General features: G+C 70.1%; 13 protein-coding genes. 10 read left to right on the top strand and 3 right to left on the bottom strand.

The window, feature by feature from the left end:
* Positions 1-4 precede the first annotated feature (4 nt).
* Positions 5-1,234, top strand: a complete 1,230-nt coding sequence (locus ABD733_RS04180; RefSeq protein WP_344793768.1) for a PrsW family intramembrane metalloprotease — start codon at positions 5-7, stop codon at positions 1,232-1,234.
* Between the two features lie 183 nt (positions 1,235-1,417).
* Here the strand turns inward: ABD733_RS04180 and ABD733_RS04175 are convergent, their stop codons facing one another.
* Positions 1,418-1,996, bottom strand: coding sequence for a histidine phosphatase family protein (locus ABD733_RS04175; protein ID WP_344793767.1), 579 nt, complete (start codon positions 1,994-1,996; stop codon positions 1,418-1,420).
* A 108-nt stretch (positions 1,997-2,104) separates the two neighbouring features.
* Positions 2,105-3,100 (bottom strand): TerC family protein, encoded by a 996-nt coding sequence (locus ABD733_RS04170; RefSeq protein ID WP_344793766.1) that lies wholly within the window; start codon positions 3,098-3,100, stop codon positions 2,105-2,107.
* Between the two features lie 229 nt (positions 3,101-3,329).
* Between ABD733_RS04170 and ftsY the strand changes: the two genes are divergently transcribed.
* Entirely contained in the window at positions 3,330-4,199 is an 870-nt protein-coding gene (ftsY, locus tag ABD733_RS04165) for a signal recognition particle-docking protein FtsY (protein ID WP_344793765.1), read from the top strand.
* Positions 4,200-4,251: 52 nt separating this feature from the next.
* Positions 4,252-5,811 (top strand): signal recognition particle protein, encoded by a 1,560-nt coding sequence (ffh, locus tag ABD733_RS04160; RefSeq protein ID WP_344793764.1) that lies wholly within the window; start codon positions 4,252-4,254, stop codon positions 5,809-5,811.
* Here the strand turns inward: ffh and ABD733_RS04155 are convergent.
* On the bottom strand, positions 5,808-6,962 hold the full coding sequence (locus ABD733_RS04155; RefSeq protein ID WP_344793763.1) for a glutamate--cysteine ligase: 1,155 nt from the start codon (positions 6,960-6,962) through the stop codon (positions 5,808-5,810). The genes ffh and ABD733_RS04155 overlap by 4 nt on opposite strands.
* A gap of 237 nt (positions 6,963-7,199) precedes the next feature.
* Here ABD733_RS04155 and aroA point away from each other — a divergent pair, with 237 nt between their 5' ends.
* The 7 genes from aroA (at position 7,200) to rimM (ending at position 16,251) form a co-directional block, all read left to right on the top strand.
* Entirely contained in the window at positions 7,200-10,334 is a 3,135-nt protein-coding gene (aroA, locus tag ABD733_RS04150; RefSeq protein ID WP_344793762.1) for a 3-phosphoshikimate 1-carboxyvinyltransferase, read from the top strand.
* 2 nt (positions 10,335-10,336) lie between these two features.
* Positions 10,337-11,521, top strand: a complete 1,185-nt coding sequence (locus tag ABD733_RS04145; protein ID WP_344793761.1) for an acyl-CoA dehydrogenase family protein — start codon at positions 10,337-10,339, stop codon at positions 11,519-11,521.
* 58 nt (positions 11,522-11,579) lie between these two features.
* Positions 11,580-12,413 (top strand): SDR family oxidoreductase, encoded by an 834-nt coding sequence (locus ABD733_RS04140; RefSeq protein WP_344793760.1) that lies wholly within the window; start codon positions 11,580-11,582, stop codon positions 12,411-12,413.
* Entirely contained in the window at positions 12,394-14,523 is a 2,130-nt protein-coding gene (locus ABD733_RS04135) for an FAD-dependent oxidoreductase (protein ID WP_344793759.1), read from the top strand. Before ABD733_RS04140 ends, ABD733_RS04135 begins: the two co-directional genes overlap by 20 nt.
* A 344-nt stretch (positions 14,524-14,867) precedes the next feature.
* Positions 14,868-15,293 carry a 30S ribosomal protein S16 gene (rpsP, locus tag ABD733_RS04130; protein WP_344793758.1) on the top strand — a complete coding sequence of 142 codons (426 nt, stop codon included), beginning with the start codon at positions 14,868-14,870 and terminating at the stop codon, positions 15,291-15,293.
* Between the two features lie 3 nt (positions 15,294-15,296).
* On the top strand, positions 15,297-15,533 hold the full coding sequence (locus tag ABD733_RS04125; RefSeq protein WP_344793757.1) for an RNA-binding protein: 237 nt from the start codon (positions 15,297-15,299) through the stop codon (positions 15,531-15,533).
* Between the two features lie 4 nt (positions 15,534-15,537).
* The gene (rimM, locus tag ABD733_RS04120; RefSeq protein ID WP_344793756.1) at positions 15,538-16,251 is read left to right on the top strand and encodes a ribosome maturation factor RimM; all 714 of its coding nucleotides are present in this window, start codon (positions 15,538-15,540) and stop codon (positions 16,249-16,251) included.
* The last annotated feature ends 2 nt before the right edge of the window (positions 16,252-16,253 follow it).

Below are 16,253 nucleotides of genomic sequence, written 5' to 3'. Positions count from 1 at the left end.
CCGAATGCGCGCGAACTGGCCCCCGCCGATCTGGCTGGCGTGGGAGCGCCCCGCCCGCAAGTGGCTCGGGCGCTTCGGCGGCCTCTGGATCTCGGCCGCAGGAGTGTTCTTCTTCCTGTTCCTGCTGCTCGTCGGCGGGCTCCTCCTGCACAACGGCGCCGCGGTCACCGTCGGCCTGCTCGTCGGCTCGGTCACCGTCGCCGGTGCCTTCATCTACACGATGGCCTACCGGATCGGCCCGCGAGACACCCTGGGCCTCTCGCGGCTCCTGATCGCGTTCGGTCTCGGCGGTCTCGTCTCGGTCACCGTCGGGTCGACGTTCGACTCGCTCCTCTCGAAAGCCGCTCCCGGCGCAGGATCGACGCCCAGCCTCGTCGTCCTGTGCCTCGCCGGCATCTCCGAGGAGCTCGCCAAGATCCTCGCGGTCGTCCTCGTCTCCCGGAAGCTCGCCGACAAGAGCATGCGGAACGGGCTGTTCCTCGGCGGGGCGGTCGGTCTCGGCTTCGCGGCCCTCGAAGACCTCGCCTACGCCGTCAACTTCTACGAGAACCCGCCGGCGCAGCTGCACCTGACGCACCTGATGGCGGCGCTCGTCCTGACCCCGACGCGGGCGATCCTGACCCCGCTGCTCCACCCGATCTACACGGCCCTGCTCGCTGCCGCGCTCTTCTCCGCCACGCGCGGGGGCCGGTTCAGGATCACCTGGCGGGTGGTCCTGGCCTACCTCGGCGTCGCCCTCGCCCACGGCATCTGGGACGGCTCGGCGGGCGTCCTCCAGCTCGTCAAGGGTCCGCTGCAGGTCGCGCTGGCGCCGCTCGTGGTCCTGATCGTGTATCCAGGCGTGATCACGGCGACCGGCCTCATCTGGATCAAGGTCGCACGGCGGGCGCGCTACCGGTTCCACACGCGGGTGCTCTGGTGGCTCGCGCCGCCGCCCGTCGGTGCTCCGGCGGCCGTGCCTCCCGCTGCCGGGCTCGCCGCCGCCCCGCCCGCGCACGTGCTCACGGCGTTCGCGCCGCCGTCCGGGCGACCCGTCCTGCCGCCGTCGGGGCCCGCCTCGGCGCCGCCCCTCCGCGCGTGGCCAGACCCGCGGGCACACGATGCCGCGCCCGGTTCCGCGCCGAGCGCGCCGGGTCTCGCGCCGCCGCCTACTCGCGTGCCCGGGTCGTCCGAGGGCCCCGAGTCCCCGGCCGAGGCGGCGTGGCCGCCGCCTGCGTCGCACACGCGCGTCTGACGTCGCTCTCCCGCCGAGATCGCAGTAGGCGTCGCCTCGAGCCACCCGCGGGCGACGTCTACTGCGATCTCACGCAGCGCGCCCCACCGCAGAGCACCGCCGAGATCGCAGTTCGACAGCCCGAGCGAGCGCCCGAGCCTGTCCAACTGCGATCTCGGCGAGACGAGCCCGACCAGCAGCGACCTACGCGGCCTCGGCCACCGGCTCGTTGTTGATCGTCAGCACGCGCCACTGGCCGTCCGCCCACTCGATCGTGTTGGCCGCCGCGTTGTCGATGTGCCCGACCTCGCGCCCGATGAGGGCCGAGAGCAGGAAGCGGATGATCGTGCCGTGGCAGACGACGACGATGTTCGCGTCGTCGCCGTCCAGGGGGAGCCGCGTGTCGCGGATGTCCTCCAGGGCGGCCATGCCGCGGGCGGCGACGGAGTCGCGGGGCTCGATGTCGGGGTACTCGGCGTCCGGCTCGTCGGGGATCCTCGTCGTCGACACGGTGCCCTCGCGCGACGCGTAGTCGCGCTCGATGAGCTCCGGGTAGGCGGCACCGAGCTCGATGCCGAGCTGGTCGGCGATGATCTGGGCCGTCTCGCGCGCCCGCATGAGCGGCGACGAGACGATGGCGCTCCAGCGGTAGGGCGCGAGCAGCTGCGCAGCCTGGTGCGCCTGCTCGCGGCCCGTCTCGTTGAGCGGGATGTCGGACGACCCCTGGAGCTGGTCGTTGAGGTTCCAGTCGGTCTGTCCGTGTCGGATCAGTTCGAGGCGCATGTTCTCCGTGTTTCGTGTCGGTGACCCGGGCCCGAGGGCGCGGGGGAGGAGAGCCGCCAGGCCCTCGGATCCGTCTGTGGATGTGGGGCCGGCGCACGCGCCGCGGTTCTACGACGCGGCGAGCTCGTCGCGCTTCGCGTCTTGACCGGATTTGCGGAGACTGAGCACGGTGGCGACGAGGATCGTGAGGACGATGAACCCGAGAGAGAACCAGATGGGGATCTCCGGGATCCAGTCGATGGACCGACCACCATTGATAAAGGGTACTTCGTTCACGTGCAACGCGTGGAAGACGAGTTTTACTCCGATGAACGCCAGGATCACGGCGAGGCCCTGAGCGAGGTACACCAGGCGCTCGAGGAGACCCGAGATCAGGAAGTACAGCTGGCGGAGGCCGAGGAGCGAGAACGCGTTGGCGGTGAAGACGATGTACGGGTCTTGCGTGAGGCCGAAGATCGCCGGGATCGAGTCGAGGGCGAAGAGCACGTCGGTGAGGCCGATCGCGAGCATGACCAGGAACAGCGGCGTGAAGAGGCGCTTGCCGTTGACGCGGGTGGTGAGGCGGTCTTCGACGTAGTCGTCGGAGGTCGGGACGATGCGGCGGAGCGTGCGGATGAGGCGGCTGTCGGCCTCGTCCTTCTCTTCGCCGTGCGACGACTTGACCTGGCTGTAGGCGAGCCAGAACAGCAGGATGCCGAACAGGTAGAAGACCCAGGAGAAGTTCTCGATGATCGTCACGCCCAGCGCGATGAAGAGGCCGCGCGAGAGCAGGGCGATGGCGATGCCGACCAGGAGCACCTTCTGCTGGTACATCCGAGGGACCGCGAAGCTCGTCATGATGATCAGGAAGACGAACAGGTTGTCGACGCTGAGCGCCTTCTCGGTGATGTAGCCGGCGAAGTACTCGCCGCCGGGCACCCACCCGGAGAAGACGCCGACTCCGACACCGAAGAGGATGGCGATCGCGATGTAGACGATCGACCAGGTCGCCGATTCGCGGATCGTCGGTTCGTGCGGCGTCCGCACGTGACTGTAGAAGTCGAAGATCAGAAGGCCGAGGATGCCGGCGATCGTGATCACCCAGACGAGCAGAGAGGTTTCCATGGAAGGACTCATTTCAGTACTGCTGCATTGACCGTCTCACGGGTTCCAGGCAGCGCTATGTACTGAAGGTCTCTAACGCCCCGAGACGAATCTCAGGACCGACGGTACGGGCCCAGATCTTTCTGAGCCGTATTGACGACACCGCCGCGTTGGGAATACTCCCCTTCAACGATCTCCACGGTACAGACCCTCGATCGCGGGTGGCAAGCTCCCGGCTAAAGTTGCAGGCATGGCAAATCCCTGGTCCCTCTCGGGCGCACTCCGCGGCATGTTCGGTCGGAAGACCATCGACGACACGACGTGGGACGACCTCGAGACGGCCCTGATCGGGGCCGACTTCGGGCCGGACGTCACCGAGCAGATCACCGACGACCTCCGCGAGAAGGTCCAGCGCTACAACACGACCGACCCCGCCGACCTCAAGCGCATGCTGCGCGAGACGCTGGAGGAGCGCCTGTCGAAGCTCGACTCGACGCTGAAGCTGAGCAACCGGCCCGCCGTCGTGCTCGTCGTCGGCGTGAACGGCGTCGGCAAGACCACCACGATCGGCAAGTTCGCCAAGTTCCTCCGCAACTTCGACCGGTCGGTCGTCGTCGGGGCAGCCGACACCTTCCGTGCGGCCGCCGTCGAGCAGCTCGGCACCTGGGCCGAGCGCGCGGGCGTGCAGATCGTGAAGCCCCAGCAGCAGGGGCAGGATCCTGCGTCCGTCGCCTTCCAGACCGTCGAGAAGGCCATGCGCGAGGGCATCGAGATCGTCATCATCGACACGGCCGGTCGCCTCCAGACCAAGGCCGGGCTGATGGACGAGCTCGGCAAGATCAAGCGCGTCGTCGAGAAGCAGACCGAGATCGCCGAGGTCCTGCTGGTGCTCGACGCGACGACGGGGCAGAACGGACTCGCGCAGGCGCAGGCCTTCATCGAGCACGCCGGCGTCACCGGCCTGGTGCTGACGAAGCTCGACGGGTCGGCGCGCGGCGGCTTCGTCCTCGCCGTGCAGGAGCAGACCGGCATCCCGATCAAGCTGGTCGGCCAGGGGGAGCGGATCGGCGACCTGACCGGTTTCACCCCGCACGTGTTCGTGCAGAACCTCATCGGCTGACCGCCCGGCGGCGTCTGACCACGCAGGGGCGAGCGGTTAAGATGGTCGGACCATGGCCACTTTTGCGTCTCTCTCCGACCGCCTCGCGGAAACACTCAAGAACCTCCGCGGCAAGGGCAAGCTCAGCCCGGCCGACGTCGACGGCACCGTCCGCGAGATCCGTCGCGCCCTCCTCGACGCCGACGTCGCCCTCGACGTCGTCAAGGCGTTCACCGCGTCCGTCCGCGAGCGGGCCCTCGGCGACGAGGTCAACAAGGCTCTGAACCCCGCTCAGCAGGTCGTGCAGATCGTCAACGAGGAGCTCGTCGGCATCCTGGGCGGTCAGCAGCGCCGCCTCGAGTTCTCGAAGCGCCCGCCGACGGTCATCATGCTCGCCGGCCTCCAGGGCGCCGGCAAGACGACCCTGGCCGGCAAGCTCGCGAAGTGGCTGAAGAAGGAGGGGCACACGCCCGTCCTCGTCGCCTCCGACCTCCAGCGCCCGAACGCCGTCACCCAGCTGCAGGTCGTCGGCGAGCAGGCCGGCGTGCCCGTCTTCGCGCCGGAGCCCGGCAACGGCGTCGGCGACCCGGTCAAGGTCGCGAAGAACGGCGTGAAGTTCGCCGCCGACAAGCTCTACGACACCGTCATCGTCGACACCGCCGGCCGTCTCGGCGTGGACGCCGACATGATGAAGCAGGCCGCGAACATCCGGAAGGCCGTCGACCCCGACGAGGTCCTCTTCGTCATCGACGCGATGATCGGTCAAGATGCGGTCGCCACGGCGAAGGCCTTCCAGGAGGGCGTCGACTTCACGGGCGTCGTCCTCACCAAGCTCGATGGCGACGCCCGCGGTGGTGCGGCGCTGAGCGTCGCGTCGGTCACCGGCCGGCCGATCATGTTCGCCTCCACCGGCGAGAGCCTCGACGACTTCGAGCCCTTCCACCCCGACCGCATGGCGAGCCGCATCCTCGACCTCGGCGACATCCTCACTCTGATCGAGCAGGCGCAGGGCGCGTTCGACGAAGAAGAGGCGATGAAGATCGCGGAGAAGTTCGCGACCGACACCTTCACCCTCGACGACTTCCTGAAGCAGATGCAGCAGCTCCGCAACATGGGCTCCATCAAGGGCATGCTCGGGATGCTCCCGGGCGCGAAGGGCATGCGCGAGCAGCTCGACAACTTCGACGAGCGCGAGATCGTCCGCACCGAGGCCATCATCCAGTCGATGACCAAGGCCGAGCGCGCCAACTCGAAGCTCCTCAACGGCTCCCGCCGCCTCCGGATCGCCAAGGGCTCCGGCATGACCGTCACCGACGTCAACCAGCTCGTCAACCGCTTCGAGCAGGCCGCCAAGATGATGAAGACCGTCGCCAAGGGTGGTGTCCCGCAGGTGCCGGGCATGGGTCCGATACCGGGTGCCGGCTTCGCGGGCGGTCGCAAGCAGGCGGCGAAGAAAAAGGGCTCGAAGGCCGGCAACCCCGCCAAGCGGGCCGCCGAGAACGCGCGTCTCGCGACGGGCGAGAAGGCCCCCTCGGCTCCGACCGGCGGAGGCTTCGGCCTCGGCGGCGGCAAGGGGCAGGCAGCTCCCACCGAGGAGGAGCTGGCGAGCCTGCAGAAGTTCCTGGGCCGCTAGGCGACCGTCGTCACGCCGTCGCGGAGCTCCGCGACCAGCGACGCCACGACGGCCTTGAGGCTCCCGTCGTTGCGGGCGGCCACGGCGAGCTGCCGCTGGTAGCTGGCACCCCCGCTGAGGATCGTCTGCACCCCGAAGAGCTCGGGGAGGCAGCCGAGACGGTCGGCTGCGGGCTCGAGCCGGGTCAGGAGATCCTGCGTGTCGTCCGTCACGAGGCGCTCGTCGCCGTCGGCGTTCTGGATGATGATCGCGTCCATGCCGTAGCGGGCGGCGCGCCACTTGTTCTCGCGGACGAACCACGGCTGCATGCGGGGAAGCTCCTCGCCGCGGTCGAGCCGCTCCGAGAAGTCGTCGACGAGGCACTGCACGAGGGCCGCCATCGAGCCGACCTCGGCGACGCTCGAGATGCCGTCGAAGACGCGGACCTCGAGGGTGCCCCACTTCGGCGACGGCCGGACGTCCCAGCGGAGCTCGGAGTGGTCGTCGATGACCCCGGTGTGGGTCATGTCGCGCACCATCGCCTCGTACTCGGCGTAGCTGTCGAACAGCGGCGGCAGTCCGGCGGTCGGCAGCTGCTGGAACATCATCGCCCGGTTCGACGCGTAGCCGGTGGCCTCGCCGACCCAGAACGGGCTCGACGCGGTCAGCACCTGGAAGTGCGGCAGGTAGGTGAGCAGCGCGTTCAGGATGGGGACGACCTTGCGGTGGTCGTCGATCCCGACGTGGGCGTGAACTCCCCAGATCATCATCTGGCGCCCCCACCAGCGGGTGCGGTCGATGAGCGTCTCGTAGCGCTCGCTGCCGGGCGTGACCTCCTGCTGGAACCACTGGCTGAACGGGTGCGTCCCGGCGCACATCAGATCGGCGCCCAGGATCTCGGCCTCCTCGCGCACGAGGTCGATGGTCGACGAGAGGTCGGCCACGGCGTCGGCGACCCGCGTGTGCACGCCGGTCACGACCTCGACGGTGTTCGTCAGCAGCTCCTTGGTCACCCGGTCGCCGTCCTGGTTCAGGTGGTGGAGGGCGGGCAGGATCGCGGGTGCGTGCGGCGCGAGCTCTCCGCTCGAGCGGTCGACGAGGGCGAGCTCCCACTCGAGCCCGAGGGTCGACCGCTTCGAGTGCGTGAACGGGATCGGCTGCGCGGGTTCCATGCCGGTCATCCTGCCAGGAGGACGGGCGGGCGAGGCCGTGCAAGTCGGCATCCTCCGAAGATGGGTCGACATTTTTGCAGGGTCTGCACCGAAATGGCAAGAGACGAGGCTGAGACGGTCCCACACCCTCGCTGGGAAGGTCCCGTGGGCTAACGTGAATCGTCGGGACCTGCGCTGGGTAGGGTTTTCGCCCTCACAATGTCGTGCCCCGAGGCAGGCAACAGGAGGAGAGAGACGATGCAGCTGGTCGTGCGCGGAACATCCACCCATCTCGAAGGCGCCCTCGACGTCCCGGTGTCGAAGTACCACGCGCACCGAGCCCTCGTCCTCGCCTCGCTCGCCCCGGGGCGGAGCGTGATCACCGGGGTCTCGACGACGCGTCAGGTCGAGTGGACGGTCGGCACCCTCCGCGCCCTCGGCACGAAGATCACGATCAGAGACGACACGTACATCGTCGAGGGGGGCCCGTACCGGGCGACCGACGTCGTCGACCACGGCTCGCGCGGGGCCGACGGGCTCCTCAACATGGGCTCCTCGGGCACCACGCTCTACTTCATGGTGGGGCTCGCGTCGCTCGCCGACCGGCCGATGACCCTGACGGGCATGAAGTACTTCCGGAGGCGTCCCATCAAGGCGCTCCTCGACTCGCTCCAGCAGATGGGCGTCCAGCTCGAGGCCGACCAGGATCGCCCTCCCGTCCACGTCCAGCCGGTCCGGCCCAGGGGCGGCGAGGTCTCCATCGCGGGCACCCTGTCGCAGTGGATCTCGGGCCTCCTCCTCCTGGCCCCCTTCGCCGAGGAGGACACGGTCATCCACGTCACCGGCGGCACGCTGAACGAGCAGCCCTACGTCGACCTCACGATCCGGATGATGCGTCTCTGGGGTCTCGTGGTCGAGCACGACGACGACTGGCTGACCTTCCGCATCCCGGCCGGCCAGACGGCCACGCCGCACGACTACGTCATCCCCGCCGACATCGGCTCGGCGGCCTTCGGCATCGCGGCCGCGGCGATCCACCCGTCCGACGTGCTGTTCCGCGGGCTGTCGACGTTCCGCACCGACGAGACCGACCACCCGGAGTCCGAGTTCCTCGACCTGGCGACGTCGATGGGCGTGCCGTTCTCGATCGACGACGAGACCGGGTTCGTCCGCATCACTAACCCCGGCGGCACCCTCCGCGCGATCGACATCGACTGCCAGCCGATCCCCGACCTGCTGCCGATCCTGTCGACGATGGCGACCTTCGCCGAGGGCACCTCGACCTTCCGGAACGTCGGCCACATCCGGTTGAAGGAGAGCGACCGCGTCTCGGCGATGCTGCAGCTCAACAACCTCGGCGGGTCGGCCGAGCAGACGCACGACGAGCTCCGCGTGACCGGTGCGCGCGGGCCGCTCCACGGGGCGCCGCTGTCGTCGTTCAACGACCACCGGGTCCTCATGTCGCTCGCCATCGCGGCCACCAGGGCCGAGGGCGCCACCAGCCTCACCTACCCGCGCGCCTACCGGATCTCCTATCCGACCTTCCTCGAGGCGATGACGTCGATCGGCCTCGACCTCGACATGGGAGACCCGAAGTCGCTCGAGAGCGCCGAGAACGTCGACTTCGAGCGCGACGACGTGTCTGAAGACGCGGGTCTCGAGGCGGAGCCGCTCGAGCTCCAGGGCGTCGACGCCGATCCGCTGGTCCTCAGCGACAGGGTCCGCGCGATGAGCGAGTCCCACCCCGACGAGCCCGCCGTGATCGAGGTCGGCGGCGTCGAGCCGGTGACCACGACCTGGCGCGAGCTCCAGGACGAGGCGGACCGGGTCTCGCAGCTGCTGATCGAGCTCGGCGTGCAGAAGGGCGAGTCGGTCGCGATGCAGCTGCCGAACTGGAAGGAGTTCGTGGCGATCACGCTCGGGACCGTCCAGATCGGGGCCGTCGCGACGCCGATCATGCCCGTGTTCGGCCCGCGCGAGACGACGATGACCCTGTCGAGGTCGAAGGCCCGCGTCGTGTTCCTCCCCAACGTGTTCCGCAGGCGTCGTCCCGCGATCGAGCTGCTCGAGGTGATCGACGAGGCGCGCGCGCAGAAGCGGCGGCTGTCGCTCGAGCACGTCGTCGTCCTGCGCTCCGAGAGCCGCGGCGACGTCACCTCGCACAGCGACGTGACACCGATTCCGGCCGACGCCGCCCGGGCCGTCGAGGCCTCCGAGTGGAACTGGCGCTACTACGACATCGCTCTCGCGGCCGTCACGCCCGATCACGAGCGGATCCGGCAGCTCGCGCCGTCGCCCGACGACATCTGCCAGCTCCTGTTCACGTCCGGCACCACGGGCGAGCCGAAGGGCGTGCAGCACGCGCACCGCACCCTCGGCCTCGCGACCGCGATGGAGGTCGCTCACCTCGGGCTCACCTCCGACGACCGGGTCTACGTGCCGTCGCCCCTGGCGCACCAGACGGGCTTCCTCTACGGGATGCTCCTGTCGTGGCGTCTCGGCGTGGCCAGCGTCATCCAGCCGGTGTGGGACCCTCAGGTCTCGCTCACCCAGGCCTTCCAGGCGTCGAGGGCCTCGTTCGTGCAGTGCGCGACCCCGTTCCTCACCGACCTCGTGGCGGAGGTCGAGCACGGCCTCCCCGTCCCCGAGAGCCTCCGCATCTTCGTCGCGACCGGCGCCGCGGTCCCGCGCGCCCTCGCGCAGAAGGCCACGGCGGTCCTGCAGACGAGCGTGCTCGGCGCCTTCGGGACGTCCGAGACCTGCCTCGGAGCGCTCTCGACCCCGAGCGACGCCCCCGAAGACGCCTGGGGGAGCGACGGCAAGCCGCTGCCCGGAATCCGGCTCAGGATCGTCGACGACGAGGGCGTCGAGGTCGCCCCCGGCACCGAGGGCAACTACGAGCTGAACTCGCCGACGATGTTCGGCGGGTACCTCGACCGCCCCGACCTCACCGACGACGTCTTCACGTCCGACGGCTGGTACCGGACCGGCGACCTCGCGACGATCGACGACAAGGGCTTCCTGCACATCACCGGGCGGGTGAAGGACGTCATCAACCGCGGCGGCGAGAAGATCCCGGTCGTCGAGATCGAGAACCTCCTCTACCAGCACCCGATGGTGTCCGACGCGGCTATCGTTGCCATGCCCGATCCTCGTCTCGGTGAGCGCGCCTGCGCGTTCGTCGTGCCGGCGAGAGACGGCGCCCACCTCGAGTTCGCCGCGATGCAGAAGTACCTCGGCGACGCGGGGGTGTCGAAGTACTACTGGCCCGAGCGGCTGGAGTTCATCGACGAGATCCCGCGGAACGTCGTGGGCAAGGTCCAGAAGAACGTGCTGCGCGAGCGGGCCGCCGTGCTCGTGGCAGCGTCGGCCACCGCAGTCAAGGAGAACTGATCATGACCACCACGCTCGCCCCCACCGTGTCCGCCGAGTTCGACGAGGCCGGGTTCCAGGCGATCAAGGCCGACCTCACCGCCTGGGTCGAGGGTCCGGGCGAGGCCTACGCCGACGAGATCGAGGCGACCGGCAAGGTCCCCGACCGCCTCCTCCCCGAGCTCCGCGACCGCGGATATCTCAGCCTCGCCGCCCCGGTGGAGCTCGGCGGCCGCGGCATCCCGTTCTCGCGCTACCTCGAGCTCATGGAGATCGTGTCCCGCTCGCACGCGTCGGTCCGCATGCTGGTGCACGTGATCAACGGCACCTGGCGCGCGATGGTCCCCTTCGCGACCCCCGAGCAGCTCGAGGAGGTCGTCAAGCCCTCCATCGCCGGGACGAAGCTGGTGGCCTTCACCCTCACCGAGGCGACTGCCGGGACGGGGCAGGATCTCCACACCACGGCCCGCCTCGAGGGCGACACCTGGTACGTCAACGGCGAGAAGCACATGATCACGTTCGGCGTGAAGTGCGACTACTGGCTCCTGGCCGCGCGCATCGAGGGCTCGACGGCCCCCGACGGGTTCGTCGCGTTCCTGATGCCGAACACCGGTCTGCCGGGCGCCGAGGTGATCGACGACTCCGAGACGATGGGGATCCGCGGCACCGACCACGCGATCCTGCGCTTCACCGAGACGCCGGTGCCCGCCTCCGCTCTCCTCGGCGAGCAGGGCGACGGCCTGAAGGTCGCCCTCGGCGGCTTCCTGCTGCCGAGCCGGGTGTCGGTCGCGATGAGCGCGGTCGGCCTCGCCGAGCGCGCTCAGCAGCTCGCCGTCGAGTACGCCAACACCCGCGAGACCTTCGGCAAGAAGCTCTCGACCCGCCAGGCGATCCAGTTCTACCTCGCCGAGAACTACGCCGACATAGCCGCCGCCCGCGCCCTCGTGATCGAGGCGGCTCGCGCCTACGAGGAAGACCGCCCCGACGCCGGCGTGCTGTCGAGCGCCTCGAAGATGGTGGCCGTCGACATGCTCGCCCGGGTGACCGACAAGGCCCTGCAGGTGCACGGCGGTCAGGGCTACTGGAAGCGCAACAAGATCGAGCGCGTCTACCGCGACGCCCGCGCTCAGCGCTTCGAAGAGGGCACGAACGAGATCCAGAAGCTCGTCGTCGGTCGCGCCGTCGTCACCGGCGCCGTCGACTACTGATCCGCCGCGCCCCGGCTCTCCTCCTCCCACCGCGTCACCGCCTGACGAAAGGCCCCACTTGGCTCCCGACACCACCGCCCGCCCCCTCGCTCTCATCACCGGTGCCTCTCGCGGCATCGGCAAGGTGCTGGCGTTGAAGCTCGCGAACCGGGGTGTCGACGTCGTCGTCACCTACAAGAAGAACGCCGAGATGGCCGACGAGACTCTTCGCGAGGTCCGTGCCGCAGGCGCCGACGGCATCGCCGTCCAGCTCGACGTCGAGCAGCCGGAGTCGATCGACGCGGTCTTCGCGACGGTCCGCGAGACCTACGGCAAGCTCGACATGTTCATCGCGTCGGCGGCCGCCTCGGCCTTCAAGCCCGTGTCGCAGCTGAAGCTCCACCACCTCGACCGCAACTACGCGACCAACATCCGCTCCTTCGTGCTGGGCGCGCAGGCGGCGGCCGAGATCATGCCCGACGGGGGCAGGATCGTCGCCATCACCAGCTACGGCAGCCTCCGCGCGTTCCCCACCTACGCCTCGCTCGGTGCGGCGAAGGCGGCCAACGAGGCCTACGTCAAGTTCATGGCCACGGAGTTCGGCCCGCGCGGCATCACGGTGAACGCCGTGAACGGCGGCCTCATCGACACCGACTCGCTCGACTACTTCTACGACTCCGTGCCCGGCATGGCTCCCATGCAGAGCGTCCTCGAGAAGATCCCGCTGCAGCGGAAGGGGACGGCCGACGAGGTGGCCGACGCGGTCGACTTCCTGCTCTCCGAGAAGGCCGGCTACATCACCGGCCAGACGCTCTCGGTCGACGGCGGACTCACGGTCGTCGCGCCGCCCTTCTGGGCCGACACGACGAGCCCGCTCCGCGAAGCGGTCTTCGGTGGCTCCGACGCCTCCTGACCCGGCGGTCCGCGCGGCGGCGCCGGTCGACGCTCTCGCTCTGACGCGGACGCCCTGGGCGCTCGGCTCGCTCCGGCTGTCGCACCGGGTCGTCGTCGGCAGCATGCACACCGGGCTCGAGGTCGTGGACGACGGCGGGGCCGCGCTCGCGCAGTTCTACCGCGAGCGCGTCGAGGGCGGGGCCGACCTCGTCATCACGGGCGGCCTGGCCGTCAACTCCGAGGCGCGAGGCGGCGCCGACTACGCAGTGCTCGGCGATCCTGCGACGGATGCCCGCGTCCGCCGGGCGGTCGGCGAGGTGCACGACGCCGGGGGAGCGATCGCCGCACAGCTGTTCCACGCGGGCCGCTACGCCCTCACGGACGGCCTCGTGGACGCCTCCGGAGTGCCAGAGCAGGCGGTCGCCCCGTCACCGGTGCCGTGGCGCGGCGCGAGGGGAGCCGTCCCCCGAGAGCTGAGCCACGACGACATCCTGCGGACGATAGCCGACTTCGGGCGCGCCGCCCGCGCTGCCGAGGCCGCCGGGTTCGACGCGGTCGAGGTCATGGCGTCCGAGGGCTACCTGATCAACCAGTTCTGCTCGCCGATCACGAACCTCCGGCACGACGAGTGGGGCGGATCGGCGTCGCGCCGGCGCCGCTTCGCGCTCGCCGTCGTGGGCGCCGTCCGCGACGCGGTCTCGGACGGCTTCCCGGTGAGTGTCCGGATCTCGGGCGACGACCTCATGCCCGGATCGTCGACCCCCGACGACGTCGACGCGCTGGTGGAGGCGCTGGTCGCCGCGGGCGTCGACGGGATCAGCGTGGGCGTCGGCTGGCACGAGTCGCGCGTGCCGACGGTGCAGGCCGCCGTCCCTCACGCCGTCTGGGCGCCTCTGGCCGAGCGGATCGCCGGCGTCGTCCGCGCGACTTCCCGTCCCGAGGTCGCCGTCATCGCGAGCAACCGCCTCACCGACCTCCGTGATGCCGAGGACGTCCTCGCCCGGGGCGCGGTCGACGCTGTCGCGCTCGCCCGGCCGTTCCTCGCCGATCCTGCGATCGTCGCCAAGAGCACCTCGGGGCGGTTCGACCTCGTCACGACCTGCATCGGCTGCAACCAGGCCTGCATCGACAGGTCGCTCTTCGGCCGGCCGGTCTCGTGCCTCGTCAACCCCAGGGCCGGGCGCGAGCTCGAGTTCCCTCTCGTGCCGTCGCGCTCCTCCCGCCGCGTCGCGGTCGTCGGGGCGGGGCCGGCGGGCCTGGCCGCCGCCGTCGACCTCGCGAGGCGTGGCAACGACGTCAGCGTCTTCGAGGCCCGCGAGTCGCTCGGCGGCCAGTTCGAGCTCGCCGCCGCGATCCCGGGCAAGGAGGACTACGCGGCGCCCGTCCGGTCGCAGCGCGCCGAGCTCGAGCTCCTCGGAGCCTCCATCACGACCGGCAGGCGCGTCGAGGCCGCCGATCTCGAGGGCTTCGACCACGTCGTGGTCGCGACGGGAGTCGAGCCGCGCGAGATCGACGTGCCCGGCATCGAGCTTCCGCACGTCCTCAGCTACGAGCGCGCGCTCCGGGAGGGGGTGCCAGCGGGAACCGTCGCGATCATCGGCTCCGGCGGGATCGGGATCGACACCGCCGGGTACCTCGTGGAGTCGGGCCGCGAGTCGGTCCGGGCCGAGGCCTTCGTGAGCGAGCACGGTCTGCCCCGCGACGGGGTCCTCGCCTCGTCGAGGCCTCAGCGCGAGAGCATCCTGCGCCCCCACCCGGTCCGCCCCGGCTCGGACGTCACCGTCGTCAGCCGCTCGGGGCGCTTCGGGTCCGGCATCGGCCCCTCGTCCCGCTGGGTCGCCGTGGGCCGGCTCCGCTCGGCGGGCGTGCACTTCGTCGAGAAGGTGGGCTACCGGAGGATCGTGCCCGGCGCACTCGAGGTCGAGGATGCCGAGGGCGCGATCCTGCGCATCCCCGCCGACGTCGTGATCGTCTGCGCCGGCCAGGAGCCCGTCGCCGGGCTGGCCGCCTCCCTCGCCGACCGCGGCATCCCGTTCGACCTCGTCGGCGGTGCGCTCGACGCCCGCTCGGTCGACGCCGTGCGGGCCACGGCCGAGGGCCTCGAGGCGTCGCGACGCGTCTCGCCCTGACCGTCCCCGCCCCGCCCCGCCCCGCCCGTCCCCGCCCCGCCGCGCTCCCGCCTCGCCCCCGGGGCTCGAACCCTCGCTTTCGGCCTCCGCGGTGGTCCTAGGACCACCGCGACAGCCGGAAGCGAGGGTTCAGCCGACACCCCGCGACACGGCGCGCCCGGAGATTCGACCTATCGCGTCGCGTCTGACACAATGAGAGGTCGAGTCTGCGGCCGCCCGACCCTCTAATCAGGTGGCCGAGGTGCTGATTCAGCACCGTCAGACCCCTTAGAGCTTTCGAGCCGAGTGTGCACCCCACGCTCACGGCTAGCAACTCGCACCGAATAAATGCCTACAGGAGAATTGTGGCTGTCAAGATCCGTCTTAAGCGTCTCGGTAAGATTCGCGCCCCGTACTACCGCATCGTCGTCGCCGACTCGCGCACCAAGCGCGATGGTCGTGTCATCGAGGAGATCGGCAAGTACCACCCCACCGAGGAGCCCTCGTTCATCGAGGTCGACTCCGAGCGTGCGCAGTACTGGCTCGGCGTCGGCGCGCAGCCGACCGAGCAGGTCGCCGCGATCCTCAAGCTCACCGGCGACTGGGGCACCTTCAAGGGTGACGCCAACGCTGTGAGCACCGTCAAGACCAAGGCCGCGAAAGAGGCCTACGTCGCTGACGAGAAGAAGAAGCCCGTCCTGGTCCCCAAGACCGAGAAGGCTCCTGCCAAGACCGAAGCACCCGCCGAAGACGCCGCGACCGACGAGTCGGCCGACAGCACCGAGGCGTAGTCAGTGCTCGCACCTGCACTCACCCACCTCGTCCGGGGGATCGTCGATCACCCGGACGAGGTGCAGGTGGTCGCCAAGACCTCCCCGCGCGGCGACGTGCTCGAGGTCCGCGTCCACCCCGAAGACCTCGGCCGCGTCATCGGACGCGCCGGGCGCACCGCCAAGGCGCTGCGCACGCTCGTCTCGGCTCTCGCCGACGGCAAGCGCGTCCGCGTCGACGTCGTCGACACCGATTTCTGATTCGGTGTCCGACACAGCACAGACCCCCGCCGACAGCCCCGAGCAGGGCACCACGCGACTCCGCGTGGGCCGCCTCACGAAGGCTCACGGCCTGAAGGGCGCGCTCAAGCTCGAGCTCTTCACCGACGCTCCCGAGAAGCGCTTCGTGCCCGGGGCCGTCTTCTCGCTCCAGGTGCCCACCGAGTCGGCCTGGCACGGCAAGACCATCGAGCTCGCCGAGCTCCGCTGGTACAACTCGCACCCCGTCGGCTTCTTCCGCGGCATCGACGACCGCACCGCGGCCGAGACCCTCGTGAAGGCGATCCTCTGGGTCGAGCACGAGGGCGTCGAGGTCAGCGACGAGCCCGACGCCTGGTTCGACCACCAGCTCGTGGGCCTCTCCGTCGTCCGCGACGGAGTCGAGGTCGGCACGATCTCCCGGCTCGACCACCTCCCCGCGCAAGACCTGCTCGCCGTCGACACTCCGTCCGGCGAAGTGCTCGTGCCGTTCGTCTCGGCCATCGTGCCCTCCGTCGACCTCGACGCGGGCGTCGTCACAGTCACGCCGCCGATGGGCCTCTTCGAGGAGATCCCCGAGGACGACGACGACGCGAGCGAGACGGCCGACAGCGGCGCGAGCGAGACGGCCGACAGCGGCGCCGACGACGACGACGCCGATGCGCGCGAGACCGAGGGCGAGCAGGATCCCGCGGATCCTGCGCCGACCCCCGAGCCCTGAGC

Origin of the sequence: Frondihabitans peucedani (assembly GCF_039537585.1) — a bacterium.
Taxonomy (GTDB): Bacteria; Actinomycetota; Actinomycetes; order Actinomycetales; family Microbacteriaceae; genus Frondihabitans; species Frondihabitans peucedani.
The sequence above is the reverse complement of the archived record's forward strand: the minus strand, read 5'-3'. Positions and strand labels throughout refer to the sequence as shown.

Excerpts from the sequence above, each read along its gene's own strand:
- ABD733_RS04180 (WP_344793768.1), top strand. The coding sequence starts at position 5 with ATGCGCGCGAACTGGCCCCCGCCGATCTGGCTGGCGTGGGAGCGCCCC.
- ABD733_RS04175 (WP_344793767.1), bottom strand. The coding sequence starts at position 1,996 with ATGCGCCTCGAACTGATCCGACACGGACAGACCGACTGGAACCTCAAC.
- ABD733_RS04145 (WP_344793761.1), top strand. The coding sequence starts at position 10,337 with ATGACCACCACGCTCGCCCCCACCGTGTCCGCCGAGTTCGACGAGGCC.
- ffh (WP_344793764.1), top strand. The coding sequence starts at position 4,252 with ATGGCCACTTTTGCGTCTCTCTCCGACCGCCTCGCGGAAACACTCAAG.
- ABD733_RS04170 (WP_344793766.1), bottom strand. The coding sequence starts at position 3,100 with ATGGAAACCTCTCTGCTCGTCTGGGTGATCACGATCGCCGGCATCCTC.
- aroA (WP_344793762.1), top strand. The coding sequence starts at position 7,200 with ATGCAGCTGGTCGTGCGCGGAACATCCACCCATCTCGAAGGCGCCCTC.
- ABD733_RS04155 (WP_344793763.1), bottom strand. The coding sequence starts at position 6,962 with ATGGAACCCGCGCAGCCGATCCCGTTCACGCACTCGAAGCGGTCGACC.
- ftsY (WP_344793765.1), top strand. The coding sequence starts at position 3,330 with ATGGCAAATCCCTGGTCCCTCTCGGGCGCACTCCGCGGCATGTTCGGT.